This window comes from Microbacterium sp. LWH7-1.2, from assembly GCF_038397755.1.
GTDB lineage: Bacteria > Actinomycetota > Actinomycetes > Actinomycetales > Microbacteriaceae > Microbacterium.
The window spans coordinates 4,376,692-4,389,370 of sequence record NZ_CP151637.1; the positions used below are offsets into that span (position 1 = coordinate 4,376,692).

16 protein-coding genes are annotated in these 12,679 nt (G+C 70.5%); 10 read left to right on the forward strand and 6 right to left on the reverse strand.

Annotated elements, in window-relative coordinates; translation table 11 throughout:
- Nucleotides 1-21: 21 nt before the first annotated feature.
- The 3 genes from uraD to pucL are packed head-to-tail and all read left to right on the forward strand — an operon-like array spanning nucleotide 22 to nucleotide 1,743.
- The gene (gene uraD, locus MRBLWH7_RS20335) at nucleotides 22-519 is read left to right on the forward strand and encodes a 2-oxo-4-hydroxy-4-carboxy-5-ureidoimidazoline decarboxylase (protein ID WP_341997814.1); all 498 of its coding nucleotides are present in this window, start codon (nucleotides 22-24) and stop codon (nucleotides 517-519) included.
- Complete coding sequence (gene uraH / locus MRBLWH7_RS20340; protein ID WP_341997816.1) at nucleotides 516-842, forward strand: hydroxyisourate hydrolase; 327 nt, start codon at nucleotides 516-518, stop codon at nucleotides 840-842. The genes uraD and uraH overlap by 4 nt, the downstream gene beginning before the upstream one ends.
- A 1-nt stretch (nucleotide 843) precedes the next feature.
- The gene (gene pucL / locus MRBLWH7_RS20345; RefSeq protein ID WP_341997818.1) at nucleotides 844-1,743 is read left to right on the forward strand and encodes a factor-independent urate hydroxylase; all 900 of its coding nucleotides are present in this window, start codon (nucleotides 844-846) and stop codon (nucleotides 1,741-1,743) included.
- Nucleotides 1,744-1,807: 64 nt separating this feature from the next.
- Here the strand turns inward: pucL and MRBLWH7_RS20350 are convergent, their stop codons facing one another.
- Both MRBLWH7_RS20350 and msrB read right to left on the reverse strand, forming a co-directional pair.
- The gene (locus MRBLWH7_RS20350; protein WP_341997820.1) at nucleotides 1,808-2,350 is read right to left on the reverse strand and encodes a nitroreductase family protein; all 543 of its coding nucleotides are present in this window, start codon (nucleotides 2,348-2,350) and stop codon (nucleotides 1,808-1,810) included.
- The gene (msrB, locus tag MRBLWH7_RS20355; protein ID WP_341997823.1) at nucleotides 2,350-2,766 is read right to left on the reverse strand and encodes a peptide-methionine (R)-S-oxide reductase MsrB; all 417 of its coding nucleotides are present in this window, start codon (nucleotides 2,764-2,766) and stop codon (nucleotides 2,350-2,352) included. The genes MRBLWH7_RS20350 and msrB overlap by 1 nt, the downstream gene beginning before the upstream one ends.
- Before the next feature lie 90 nt (nucleotides 2,767-2,856).
- On the opposite strand from msrB, the gene MRBLWH7_RS20360 reads away from it, so the two are divergent.
- The 5 genes from MRBLWH7_RS20360 (at nucleotide 2,857) to groL (ending at nucleotide 6,916) form a co-directional block, all read left to right on the forward strand.
- Complete coding sequence (locus tag MRBLWH7_RS20360) at nucleotides 2,857-3,879, forward strand: DUF2332 domain-containing protein (protein WP_341997825.1); 1,023 nt, start codon at nucleotides 2,857-2,859, stop codon at nucleotides 3,877-3,879.
- Between the two features lie 9 nt (nucleotides 3,880-3,888).
- Nucleotides 3,889-4,137 (forward strand): DUF3263 domain-containing protein, encoded by a 249-nt coding sequence (locus MRBLWH7_RS20365; RefSeq protein ID WP_341997827.1) that lies wholly within the window; start codon nucleotides 3,889-3,891, stop codon nucleotides 4,135-4,137.
- Between the two features lie 68 nt (nucleotides 4,138-4,205).
- Complete coding sequence (locus tag MRBLWH7_RS20370) at nucleotides 4,206-4,775, forward strand: LytR C-terminal domain-containing protein (protein ID WP_341997829.1); 570 nt, start codon at nucleotides 4,206-4,208, stop codon at nucleotides 4,773-4,775.
- A 130-nt stretch (nucleotides 4,776-4,905) separates the two neighbouring features.
- Entirely contained in the window at nucleotides 4,906-5,106 is a 201-nt protein-coding gene (locus tag MRBLWH7_RS20375; RefSeq protein ID WP_045298154.1) for a cold-shock protein, read from the forward strand.
- 190 nt (nucleotides 5,107-5,296) lie between these two features.
- On the forward strand, nucleotides 5,297-6,916 hold the full coding sequence (groL, locus tag MRBLWH7_RS20380) for a chaperonin GroEL (RefSeq protein WP_341997834.1): 1,620 nt from the start codon (nucleotides 5,297-5,299) through the stop codon (nucleotides 6,914-6,916).
- Nucleotides 6,917-6,992: 76 nt separating this feature from the next.
- Here the strand turns inward: groL and MRBLWH7_RS20385 are convergent, their stop codons facing one another.
- The 4 genes from MRBLWH7_RS20385 to MRBLWH7_RS20400 form a co-directional block, all read right to left on the reverse strand.
- Complete coding sequence (locus MRBLWH7_RS20385) at nucleotides 6,993-7,280, reverse strand: WXG100 family type VII secretion target (protein WP_341997836.1); 288 nt, start codon at nucleotides 7,278-7,280, stop codon at nucleotides 6,993-6,995.
- Between the two features lie 138 nt (nucleotides 7,281-7,418).
- Nucleotides 7,419-9,032, reverse strand: a complete 1,614-nt coding sequence (locus MRBLWH7_RS20390; protein ID WP_341997837.1) for a HAMP domain-containing sensor histidine kinase — start codon at nucleotides 9,030-9,032, stop codon at nucleotides 7,419-7,421.
- 166 nt (nucleotides 9,033-9,198) lie between these two features.
- Complete coding sequence (locus MRBLWH7_RS20395) at nucleotides 9,199-9,891, reverse strand: response regulator transcription factor (RefSeq protein ID WP_116196168.1); 693 nt, start codon at nucleotides 9,889-9,891, stop codon at nucleotides 9,199-9,201.
- A gap of 64 nt (nucleotides 9,892-9,955) precedes the next feature.
- Nucleotides 9,956-10,648, reverse strand: coding sequence for a helix-turn-helix domain-containing protein (locus MRBLWH7_RS20400; protein WP_341997840.1), 693 nt, complete (start codon nucleotides 10,646-10,648; stop codon nucleotides 9,956-9,958).
- 102 nt (nucleotides 10,649-10,750) lie between these two features.
- Here MRBLWH7_RS20400 and folE point away from each other — a divergent pair, with 102 nt between their 5' ends.
- Together folE and MRBLWH7_RS20410 are read left to right on the forward strand one after the other, a co-directional pair.
- Complete coding sequence (gene folE, locus MRBLWH7_RS20405) at nucleotides 10,751-11,353, forward strand: GTP cyclohydrolase I (RefSeq protein WP_341997842.1); 603 nt, start codon at nucleotides 10,751-10,753, stop codon at nucleotides 11,351-11,353.
- 28 nt (nucleotides 11,354-11,381) lie between these two features.
- Complete coding sequence (locus MRBLWH7_RS20410) at nucleotides 11,382-12,602, forward strand: FAD-dependent oxidoreductase (RefSeq protein WP_341997844.1); 1,221 nt, start codon at nucleotides 11,382-11,384, stop codon at nucleotides 12,600-12,602.
- Nucleotides 12,603-12,679: the final 77 nt, after the last annotated feature.

Sequence of the window (12,679 nt, forward strand, 5' to 3'; positions counted from 1 at the left end):
CCGACGGCGCTCGCTGCAGCGATGGAGCTCGATGCGTTCAACCGCCTCGACGCCGAGGCCGCACGGGCGGTCGTGCGCCCCTGCGTCGACATCGACCGATGGGTCGACGCCGTCGTCGAGGGGCGTCCGTACGCGACGACGGCAGAGCTCCTCGAGCTTGCGCGCACGAGCGCCGCGCCGTGGACGCCGGCCGAGATCGACGGCGCGCTCGCGCATCATCCCCGCATCGGCGAGCGGCCGGGCGGCGACGGTGCCGAGGCGTCCTTGTCGCGGGCCGAGCAGGCGGGGATCGGGATGCCGTCCGCCGACGTCGTGACCGCGCTCGCCGCAGGCAACCGCGCTTACGAGGAGAAGTTCTCGCGCGTCTTCCTCATCCGGGCGGCCGGGCGCAGCGCCGACGAGATCCTCGATGCACTGAACGCACGTCTGGCCCACACTGAGGAGCAGGAGATCCCGGTCGTGGCGGAGCAGCTGCGTCAGATCGCCCTCCTCCGACTGGAAGGGATCATCGGTTCATGAGCCAGATCACGACGCATGTGCTGGATGCTGCGCTCGGAGGCCCTGCGCGTGGCGTCGGCGTGGTGCTCGCCACGGCGGCCGGCGTCGAGGTGGCGTCCGGTGTCACCGACGAGGCGGGCCGGATCGCCGATCTCGGCCCCGAGCGGCTCGACGCCGGAACGTTCCGGCTCACGTTCGCCACCGGCGAGTACTTCGCCGCCACGGGACGGGACACGTTCTACCCGGTTGTGTCGATCGATTTCGCGGTCGCTGACGACGGGGAGCACCACCACGTGCCGCTGCTGCTCAGTCCGTTCTCGTACTCCACCTACCGGGGGAACTGACATGACCGAGCCCGGCATCGTGCTCGGCGCGAACCAGTACGGCAAGGCCGAGGTGCGGCTCGTCAGGATCGACCGGGACGGTCCGCGGCACAGGGTCACCGACCTCGCCGTGACCTCGCAGCTGCGCGGGGACTTCACGGCGGCCCACACCGAGGGCGACAACGCCCGCATCGTTGCGACCGACACCCAGAAGAACACGGTGTTCGCCTTCGCGCGCGACGGCGTCGGTGCGCCGGAGGATTTCCTGCTGCGGCTGGGGCGGCATTTCACCGGCGAGTTCGCATGGGTCACGGGCGGACGCTGGGAGGCCGAGCAGTACACCTGGAACCGCATCCCCGTCGACGGCGAAGGGCACGACCACTCCTTCGTACGCGGCGGCACCGAGATCCGCACGGCCGTGGTCACGTTCGTCGGAGCCGAGGCGACCGTCATCTCGGGGCTGCGCGACCTCGCGGTGCTCAAGTCCGCGGGCTCCGAGTTCCACGGATTCGTCCGCGACCGCTACACGACCCTCGCCGAGACGGACGACCGCATCCTCGCGACCTCTGTCACCGCGCGCTGGCGTTACCGCAGCCTCGACGTCGACTTCGACGAGGCGTTCGCCGACGTGCGGCGGCTGCTGCTCGTGGCGTTCGCCGAGACCTATTCGCTGGCCCTGCAGCAGACCCTGTACGAGATGGGCCGGCGCGTGCTCGAGGAGCGCACCGAGATCGACGAGATCCGGTTCTCGATGCCCAACCTGCACCATTTCGCGGTGGACCTCACGCCGTTCGGACTCGACAACCCGAATGAGGTCTTCTACGCCGCCGATCGCCCGTACGGGCTGATCGAGGCCACCGTGCTGCGCGAGGGCGTCACGGGGGACCACCCGGCGTGGCACGGGATCGCGGGCTTCTGCTGACGCCGCTGCGCCGACTCCGATCCCGCGCCGATCAGCGGCGGGGGCTCGGGCGCGGCATCCGTGTTCAGGCCTTCGGCATGCGGCTGACGAAGCGGGTGGCGTCGACGCCCTTGCGCCGGGTCGGACGCGAGCGCTTCGGCTTGCCGCCGACATAGAGCCAGCCGAGGAGCTCCTCGTTCTTCTTGAGGCCGTGAGCCTTCGCGACGGCCTTCGACCGCGTGTAGTCGCCCGTGCGCCAGAAGACGCCCCAGCCGGCCTCGTCGAGCACGAGGCTCAGCACGTGCGCGACACCGGAGGCGACGGCCTCCTGCTCCCACCGGGGAACCTTGTGCGTCTTGCTGTAGCTCGCCACCACCGCGATGAGCAGCGGTGCGCGCATCGGCTTCGACGACGTGCCCTTGTCGCCCTCGGCCTTGCTGATCGCCCTGCCCAGGCGCCGGCGGTCCGCGCCGCGCAGCTCGATGAGCCGCCACGGGTGCAGCGACTTGTGGTCGGCGACGCGACCGGCGGCGGCGACGAAGTCGAGGAGCGCCTCGTGCGTCGGCGCCTCGTCGGTGACCTTCGACCACGACCGTCGTGCCAGCGCGGCGTCGAGCGCGCCGGACATCACCCCGCTCCCGCCTCGTCGCCCGGCGTGAATTGGAGGGAGATCGAGTTCATGCAGTAGCGGTCGCCCGTCGGCGTGCCGAAGCCGTCGGGGAAGACATGGCCGAGGTGCGAGCCGCAGTTCGCGCACCGCACCTCGGTGCGCACCATGCCATGACTGTTGTCCTCGATGAGCTCGACCGCCTCCGGGCGGATCGACTCGTAGAAGCTCGGCCAGCCGCAGTGCGAGTCGAACTTCGTCCCGCTCCGGAACAGCTCGGCGCCGCACGCCGCGCAGGTGTACAGTCCGGCGCGGCTCTCGTCGAGCAGCTCGCCGGTCCACGGCCGCTCGGTGCCCGCCTGTCGCAGGACCGCGTACTGGTCGGGGGTCAGGTCTTCGCGCCACTGGGCGTCGCTCTTGTCGACGGCGTAGGTCATGGTTCCTCCTCGTCCGCAGAATGCGGCACCCTCCATTCAACCCCAGCGGCCTGCGCGGTGGGGCGGCCGGCCATGCGCGAGGATGGCGGGGTGGCGGACCAGACCGATGGTGACGAGACCGACGCGGTCGTCGAGCGGTACGCCCGCTTCGCGCGCGACGAGGCGCCGGGTCGCTCCGCGCTCTACGCCGAGTGGGCGGACGGGGTCGCCGCCGATTCAGAGCTCGCCGCGCTGCTCGCGCGCATTCCGGCGACGCGCCGGCAGCCGCCCCTCGTGTTCGCGGTCACCCGCATGCTCGGCGCACCCGAGGACGCGTTCCCGGCCTGGGCAGGGTGGCTGCGCGAGCACGCCGACGAGGTCGTGACCGCAGCATCCGTCCGCCGCCTCCAGACCAACGAGCCGCACAGGTGCGCGGCTCTCCTGCCCGCCCTCGCCACGATCGACGGGCCGATCGCGCTGCTCGAGCTCGGGGCGAGCGCCGGGCTGTGCCTGTACCCCGACCGCTATTCGTACCGCTACCGGGAAAGCGGCCGCGTCGTGGCGCTCGACCCCGAGGACGGCACCTCCACGGTGGTGCTGGACTGCGAGGTCACCGGCGGGCCGACGCTGCGGCTGCCCCACGTGGTGTGGCGCGGCGGAATCGACCTCGACCCGCTGGATGCCACGGACGCGGCCGACCGGAGGTTCCTCACGAGCCTCGTGTGGCCGGGCGAGAGCGGGCGCGCCGACCGGATCGCGGCCGCCCTCGACATCGCGGCGGCGGATCCGCCGACGCTGCTGGCCGGCGACGCGTCCGACCCGGACGTGCTGCGCGCCGCCGCCGCGCGCGCGCCGGCCCGCGCGACCCTCGTCGTCACGACGCCGGGTGTGCTGCCGCACATCCCGCGCGCGGGCCGCGAACGCCTTCTCGACACCCTGCGCACCATCGAGGCGGTGTGGATCACGATCGACCCGCCGGCGCTGCACGATCGATGGGATCCGCCCGTCGACGCGGCGTCGTGGGGCGGTTTCGTGCTCGGCCGCGACGGCGCGGCGCTCGCCGCGGTGGACCCGCTCGGCTCGTTCGTGCACTGGCGCGCGTGGCGCACGGGAGGAACGGATGCCGCGGGCTAGCGTGGACGCGTGCCTCTGACCGACCGCGACCGCGCCATCCTCGATTTCGAGGCCGAGTGGCGCCGGCACGCGGGGGCCAAGGAGGAGGCGATCCGCTCCGATCTCGGGCTGTCGCCGGCGCGGTACTACCAGCTGCTCGGCCGTCTCATCGACACGACCGACGCGCAGGAGCACGACCCCATGCTCGTGAAGCGGCTGCGCCGCCTGCGCGAGGTGCGTCTGCCCGAGGGCGCGGGGCGGGCCGCCGACGCGCGCTGACCTCCCGCTTCACGCCACACGGGTGGGCCCGCGCGGGACGCTCAGGCTTCGACCGGTAGCATCGACGGGTGCCGACCACCAGCTTCCCCCGGGATCGTTTCGACGATGTGCCGGAGACGGACCGCGTCGGCGCCCACCGGGCCGAGAATCCGCGCATGCGCGGATGGGTCGTGCTGCTGTGGGCGGCGCTGGCGACGGTCGTGCTCATCGTCGTCGGCATCTTCGGCACCCTGCTGGCGTCCGGCCGCATCGAGCTGGTCCCCACGCCCACCCCGACCGTCGAGCCGGTCCCCGAGGTGACTCCGGTGATCGACGTGAACTACGACGTCATGATCCTCAACGCGACTCCCGAGCAGGGACTCGCGACGCAGATGAAGGACGTCGTCGTGGGTGCGGGCTGGACAGACGACAAGGTGACTGCGGGCGAGGCGGGCTCGCAGGACTTCCCGACGACCACGGTCTTCTACGTCGATCCCGCCGATCAGGCGGCTGCCGCGGGCCTGGCAGGAGTCATCGGCGGCGCTGAGATCGAGCAGAGCGAGGCGTACCCGGCGACCACGGAGGGCGTGCCGCAGCTCACGGTCGTGATCGGCCTCGACCGCACGGCGGCGGGGCAGTCGCCGGCTCCTACGCCCTGACCCGCCGGTGGCGTGTTTCGCGCCGGTAAACACTTGTGTGCCTGCATGTCAACAAGTGACGAAACGGCCGGATGCCGCGATTTCGCCTGCATACGATGAAGCCCTGCACCGCCGGCAACAGGAGAGACGCATGACCCAGGGCACCGTGAAATGGTTCAACGCCGAGAAGGGATTCGGCTTCATCACCGTCGCCGACGGCCAGGATGTCTTCGTCCATTACTCGAACATCGACATGTCGGGCTTCCGTGTGCTGGAGGAGGGGCAGACCGTGGAGTTCACGGTCGGCTCCGGCCAGAAGGGACCCCAGGCCGAGTCCGTGCGCGTCGTCTGAACGCCCGGCTCAGCGCCCGGCGCTGAACCGACACCGGAGACGGGATGCCGAAAGGCGTCCCGTCTCTTCGTGTTTCCGCATCCGTCATCGCGGCTTGCACTCGATAGGGTCGAGTGCCAGAATGAGTTAGCACTCGTGTTTGTTGAGTGCTAATACCCAGAAGCCAACGTTCCGGAGGGACGACACACACATGGCAAAGATCATCGCTTTCGACGAGGAGGCCCGTCGTGGCCTCGAGCGCGGCCTCAACACGCTGGCCGACGCCGTCAAGGTGACGCTCGGCCCGCGCGGTCGCAACGTCGTGCTCGAGAAGAAGTGGGGCGCCCCCACGATCACGAACGACGGTGTCTCGATCGCCAAGGAGATCGAGCTGGACGACCCGTACGAGAAGATCGGTGCGGAGCTCGTCAAGGAGGTCGCCAAGAAGACCGACGACGTCGCCGGTGACGGCACGACCACCGCGACGGTCCTCGCCCAGGCGCTCGTGCGCGAGGGCCTGCGCAACGTCGCGGCCGGCGCCGACCCCATCTCGCTCAAGAAGGGCATCGAGAAGGCCGTCGCCGCCATCACCGCCGAGCTGCTCGAGTCCGCCAAGGAGGTCGAGTCCAAGGACCAGATCGCCGCCACGGCGTCGATCTCGGCCGCTGACCCGGAGATCGGCCAGCTCATCGCCGAGGCCATCGACAAGGTGGGCAAGGAGGGCGTCGTCACCGTCGAGGAGTCGCAGACCTTCGGCACCGAGCTCGAGCTCACCGAGGGCATGCGCTTCGACAAGGGCTACATCAACCCCTACTTCGTGACGGACCCGGAGCGCCAGGAGGCGGTCTTCGAGGACCCGTACATCCTCATCGCGAACCAGAAGATCTCGAACATCAAGGACCTTCTGCCCGTCGTCGACAAGGTGATCCAGGACGGCAAGGAGCTCGTCATCATCGCCGAGGACGTCGAGGGCGAGGCTCTCGCGACGCTCGTGCTCAACAAGATCCGCGGCATCTTCAAGTCGGTCGCCGTCAAGGCCCCCGGCTTCGGCGACCGTCGCAAGGCGCAGCTGCAGGACATCGCGATCCTTACGGGTGGCCAGGTCATCACCGAGGAGGTCGGTCTCAAGCTCGAGAACGCCACCCTCGACCTGCTCGGCCGTGCGCGCAAGGTCATCGTCACCAAGGACGAGACCACGATCGTCGAGGGCGCCGGCGAGGCGTCGCAGATCGAGGGCCGCGTGACCCAGATCCGCCGCGAGATCGACAACACCGACAGCGACTACGACCGCGAGAAGCTGCAGGAGCGCCTCGCCAAGCTCGCCGGCGGCGTGGCCGTCATCAAGGCGGGCGCGGCTACCGAGGTCGAGCTCAAGGAGCGCAAGCACCGCATCGAGGACGCCGTCCGCAACGCGAAGGCTGCGGTCGAGGAGGGCATCGTCGCCGGTGGTGGCGTCGCGCTCATCCAGTCCGGCAAGAAGGCGCTCGACTCGCTCGAGCTCTCGGGTGACGAGGCGACCGGTGCCAACATCGTGCGCGTCGCGATCGAGGCTCCGCTGAAGCAGATCGCCCTCAACGCCGGTCTCGAGCCGGGCGTCGTCGCGAACAAGGTCTCGGAGCTCCCGCTGGGTCACGGCCTCAACGCCGCGACCGGTGAGTACGGCGACCTGTTCCAGCAGGGCATCATCGACCCCGCCAAGGTGACCCGTTCGGCGCTGCAGAACGCCGCGTCGATCGCCGGCCTGTTCCTCACGACCGAGGCCGTCGTCGCCGACAAGCCCGAGAAGGCCGCCGCTCCTGTCGGCGACCCGACCGGTGGCATGGACTTCTGATCCAGAACTCCACGACCGCGTAACGCGTTCACAGAACGGCCCCTCCTCGCGGAGGGGCCGTTCTGCGTTCCCGGGGTCAGCGGAACAGGCTGGTCGTCGCCACTTCGGTCTCGGCATACTGGCGGCCTGCCGCCGCGAGCGAGGCATTGATGCTCGCCAGGGACTCCTCGACCTGACGCTGCGTCGCGCGCCACTGCTCGACCACGCCCGCGAAGGCTGCCGAGGCGGAACCGGTCCACGAGGACTGCAGCTGCGTGAGCTGCGCCAGCATCGCGTTCGACTCGGCCTGCAGGCGGTCGATCGTGCCGCGCACCGTGGCGGTCGAGGTGAGGATGGTGTCGCTGTCGACGGTGAAGACGGCCATTCGTGGCTCCTGATCAACGTGCGGCGGCCGGATGCCGAACCGCGGTGAAGCCACGCTAGGCGTCCGACGGGGCGGGGTCGCGGCATCCGTCGTCCGTTGTGCACGATGCGGAGCGAGCGGCGACTGGGGAGGAGGCGATCACTCCGGACCGTCGGCGAGCCTCGCCATCGGCTGGGTCGCGAGGTCGAGGTGCTCGGCGGCGTCGCGGACGTCGGCGAGCGGGAACGCCACACGGAAGGTCGCACCGCCGCCCGGCGTGTCGACGACGCCGACGGATCCGTGCAGCGCCTCGACGATCGAGGCGACGATCGACAGGCCCAGTCCCGACCCGCCGGTCTCGCGCGTGCGCGAGGTGTCGGCCCGCCAGAAGCGCTGGAAGATCTTGTCCTTGATCTGGTCGGGGACGCCCTCCCCGTGGTCGATCACCTCGATCCATCCCATGCGGTCGCGCACATCGACGCCGACGCGCAGTTCGACGGGGGAGTCCTCCGACGAATAGCGCCGGGCGTTGCCCAGCAGGTTCGTGACGACCTGGCGGATGCGGTTCTCGTCGCCGAGCACGACCGGCGGCAGGCCGCTCGCCGGCGGCTGCTGCTCCTCGTCGGGAAGGATCGGCGGGAGCGCGGCGCTGGCGGCGCCCGCCGCGGGCACGGGCTTCGGGCGGCGGCGCAGCAGCGACAGCGTCGCACCGGCTCGCGACCTCGCCGACGGCGCGCCCGCGCGGCGCTTCGGCTCGGGCCGCTCGGACGCCTCTTCCTCGGGCGGCAGCGCGGGCTCGTCGATCGTGGTGTCGATGACCGCGACCGAGCGCATCGGCGACGCGGCGCGCACATCGAGGGCAGCGTCCCGTGCGATGGGCCGCAGGTCGACAGGTCCGATGACGACATCGCGGCGCTCGTCGAGCCGGGCGAGGGCGAGAAGATCCTCGACGAGGACGCCCATGCGGATCGCCTCCTTCTCGATGCGCTCCATCGACTGCGCCACGTCCTCGTCGCCGCGGATCGCGCCCATGCGGTACAGCTCGGCGTAGCCGCGTACGGTGACCAGGGGAGTGCGCAGCTCGTGGCTCGCGTCGCCCACGAACCGGCGCATCTGGCGCACGGTCGAATCGCGTTGCGAGAGTGCCGCGTCGACACGGTCGAGCATCGCGTTGATGGCGGTCTTGAGGCGGCCGACCTCTGTCGTCGTCGGCTCGATGTCGGTCATGCGCAGGCTGAAGTCGCCGCCCGCGATGGCGTCGGCGGTGGACTCGACCTGCCCGAGGCTGCGGAACGTCAGCGTGACGAGGAAGCGGGTCGCCACCGCGCCGGCGATGAGCACCACGAGCGCGAGGATCGAGTAGATGCCGATGTACTGCGCGATCGTGCGGTTGACGGCGGCCAGCGGGACCGCGACCAGCTGCGGGTAGAGGATCCCGGTGTCTTCGGACTGCTGGTTCGACACGGTGGCCAGGAACTCGGCCTCGCCGTCCTCCGACATGAGCTGCTGGATCTGCAGCTCCTCCGTGACGGCACGCTCGGGGGTCAGGGTGGTGGGCACGTCGGGGGAGGGGCCGCCTCGACCACCGACGAGGGCGAGGAGGTTGTCCTCCTTCTGGGTGGGCTCGTAGACGGCGACGAAGTAGTCGGCTCCGGCGGTGCCCTCCTTCTCCTCCACCTCGAGGCGTCCGTCGACCGACGAGAACTCGAGCAGCGGTGCGGCGGCCTCCTGGCGTCCGAGTGCGATCAGCTGGGTCTCGACCCCGTCGATCAATGAGTTGCGCAGGAAGAGCGCCGTGCCGACGCCGGCGGCGATGAGCCCGATCCCGAGGAGCGCGACGGTGACCCCGGTGACCTTCGCGCGCAGACTCGTGCCGCGCCACCACCGGGTGATCGCGTCGGGCTTGTGCGCCAGATCGTCCCCCTCGCTCGCTCCCGCGTCAGGCGGTCTTGCCGGCCTTCAGCATGTAGCCGAAGCCGCGCTTGGTCTGGATGAGCGGCTCGGACGAGTGCGGGTCGATCTTGCGGCGCAGGTACGAGATGTAGCTCTCGACGATGCCCGCGTCGCCGTTGAAGTCGTACTCCCACACGTGGTCGAGGATCTGGGCCTTCGACAGCACGCGGTTGGGGTTGAGCATGAGGTAGCGCAGGAGCTTGAACTCGGTGGGACTGAGGTCGATGGAGGCGTCGCCCACCTGAACGTCGTGGGTGTCCTGGTCCATCGTGATCTCGCCGGCGCGGATCATCGACTCCTCGTCGGCCTGCATCGTGCGGCGCAGGATCGCCTGGATGCGGGCGACGATCTCGTCGAGGCTGAAGGGCTTGGTGACGTAGTCGTCGCCGCCGGCGTTGAGCCCGGTGATCTTGTCTTCGGTCTCGTCCTTCGCGGTGAGGAACAGGATCGGCGCGGTGTAGCCGGCGCCGCGGAGGCGCTTGGTGACGCTGAAGCCGTTCATATCGGGCAGCATCACGTCGAGGATGATGAGGTCGGGCTCCTCCTCGAGCACCGCCGAGATCGTCTGGGCGCCGTTGGACACGGCGCGTACCTGGAATCCGGCGAATCGCAGGCTCGTGATCAGCAGGTCGCGAATGTTCGGTTCGTCGTCCACGACGAGGATGCGCGGTGCGGTCATGCCCTCATTATGTCGGCGGAACCGATGCGGCGTCTGGATATCCTGCGACGCGGCCGAGAATCGATCAGCCGGCGCCGCGGCGTATCTCGACGCAGCAGCGGCCCGCCGCGGGCGCGAGAACGGGTGTCCGGGCGTCGCCGGCAGCGGTCGCGAGACCCCGGACGAGCTCGAGGTTCGCCCCGCAGATGAGGGTGGTGTGCCGGGTCGCCAGGGCGTGGAAGGGGCAGTTCTCGAGCACGAGATCGGCGGTGGATGCTGCGTCGCCCTCGCCGTCCGCAGCGGCCGCGTCCTTCGCGCGCGGTGCGTAGCCGCACATCGTGAGCGCCTCCTCGAGATCGGCGCACCCGGCGCCGATCACGGCGCCCGCGGCGAAGGCGCCGGCATCGAGCGCGTCGCGGACGGGCACCCCGCGCTCGTCGGCCTCCTCCGCCGCGGCGGCGAGCAGCTCACCCGCGAGCTCGTAGTGACGCTCCGGGATCGTGGCGGCGAGTTCGCCTGCTACGGCCCGGTACAGCTTCGCCGGGCGCCCGGCGCCGGGGCCGGTGCGACCCGATCGCCGCTCGTACGAGACGGTCAGGAGCCCGGCCTCCGCCAATCGATCCAGGTACATCGCCGCTGTGCTGCGCGGCATTCCGAGCGCGGCCGCGGCCTCGTCGCGGCCGATCGGGCGTTCGGTCGCGAGGCGGTACAGTTCGCGGCGATGCGGGTCGGCGAGTGCCGCGACCGCCTCGGCGCGGTTGGGGGTGAGGGTGCTCACGGCACGAGTCTACCTCTAAAAGCAGAAACCTTGACAAAAGAATCTGAGAGTTCTAGCGTCGGGGTCAGGCGAGCCGATCGTGCTCAGGACGAAGGAGTGGGGATGATGTCGCCCCCGGCGCACGCGACGGCGCTGCACGTCCTGCCCGACGAGGCGCCGATCGATCGCGACGCGGCGATGGTCGCCGTCGCCGATCTGCTCGCGGCGCTCGGCTTCGATCCGGACGAGGGCGATCTCGTGGAGACGCCGCGGCGCGTCGCCGACGCCTTCATCGAGATGATGACACCCGAGCCCTTCGAGATGACGACCTTCGCGAACGAGGACGCCTACGACGAGCCGGTCGTGGTGCGCGGCATCCCGTTCGTCTCCCTCTGCCGGCACCATCTCCTGACCTTCCGCGGCACCGCCACCGTCGGCTACGTGCCCGGGGAGCGGCTCGTCGGCCTCTCGAAGCTCGCGCGCGTCGTCGCGCACCACGCACGCGGGCTTCAGGTGCAGGAGGCCCTGACCATGCAGATCGCGCGCACTCTCGAGCGCGCATTGGAGCCGCAAGGCGTCGGCGTCGTCATCGAGGCCGAGCACCTGTGCATGTCGGCGCGGGGTGTGCGCACCGAGGGAGCGCTCACCACGACCACGGCGTTCCGGGGAGTGCTGGCCACCGACACCGCGCTGCAGGGGCGATTCATCGGAGCGCGCCCCGTCTGACGCACCGAGAGAGACGAGAGGAGTCGTCATGAGCCACATGCTGATCATCGGGGGAGGCCTCGCCGGCGGAACGGCCGCGGAGGCGCTCCGAGCCGAGGGGTTCGACGGCGACATCACCGTCGTGGCCGCCGAGGCGCATCCGCCCTATCAGCGGCCCCCGCTGTCGAAGGGCTACCTCGCGGGTGACGAAGGGCTGGATGCCGTCATCCTGCACCCCGCCGAGTGGTACGCCGAGCGCGGCATCCGCCTCCTCACCGGCGTCGCGGTCACCTCGCTCGAACCCGCCGCGCACGCGGTGGAGCTCGAGGACGGCGAACGGCTGACCTACGATGCGGTGCTGCTCGCGACCGGAGCCACCCCGCGCACGATCCCGCTGCCCGGTCACGATCTGCCCGGAGTCTCGACGCTGCGACGCCTCGACGACTCCGACGCCCTGGCGGCGCAGCTTCGCGACGGCGGACGGCGGCTGGTGGTGATCGGTGCGGGCTGGATCGGCATGGAGGTCGCCGCCACGGCGCGCGGATTCGGCAACGAGGTCGCGATGGTCGAGCGCGACGCCGTGCCGCTCGCGACGGCGCTCGGCAGCGAGATGGGGGAGGTCTTCCGCAAGCTCCATCTCGAGCACGGCGTCGACCTCCGCACGTCGGTCGGCGTGGACCGGATCATCGGCGACGGCCGCGCCGAGGGCGTCGTGGTCGACGGCGAGACGCTTCCCGCGGATCTCGTGCTCGTCGGCGTCGGGGCGTCGCCGAACACGGCGCTCGCCGAGGAGGCGGGACTCGACATCCTCAACGGCGTCCTCACCGATGGGGCCCTGCGCACCAGCGCGCCCGACGTGTACGCCGCCGGCGACGTCGCGAACGCGTACCACCCGGTGCTGCAGCGGCATCTGCGCAGCGAGCACTGGGCGAACGCCCTGAATGCCGGCAAGGTCGTGGCGAAGTCGATGCTCGGGAAGCCGGCATCCTTCGACGGCATCCCGTACTTCTACACCGACCAGTACGACCTCGGCATGGAGCTCTCGGGCTACCCGCCGCTGATGGCGGATGCCGAGATCGTGGTGCGCGGCGATCTCGACGCGCGCGAGTTCATCGCCTTCTGGACCGACGACGGCCGTATCGTCGCGGGCATGAACGTCAACGTGTGGGACGTGAACGACGAGGTGCAGGAGCTCATCCGCTCGGGAGCTCGAATCGACCCGGACCGGCTCCGCGACTCCGACGTGCCCCTGGAGGATCTCGCGCCGTGACGCTCGCTCCCGACACCGCCTCGGCCCTGGCCGCTCCGGTGCTCGACCTGCCAGGGGGTGCGCTCGACCTGTCGCGG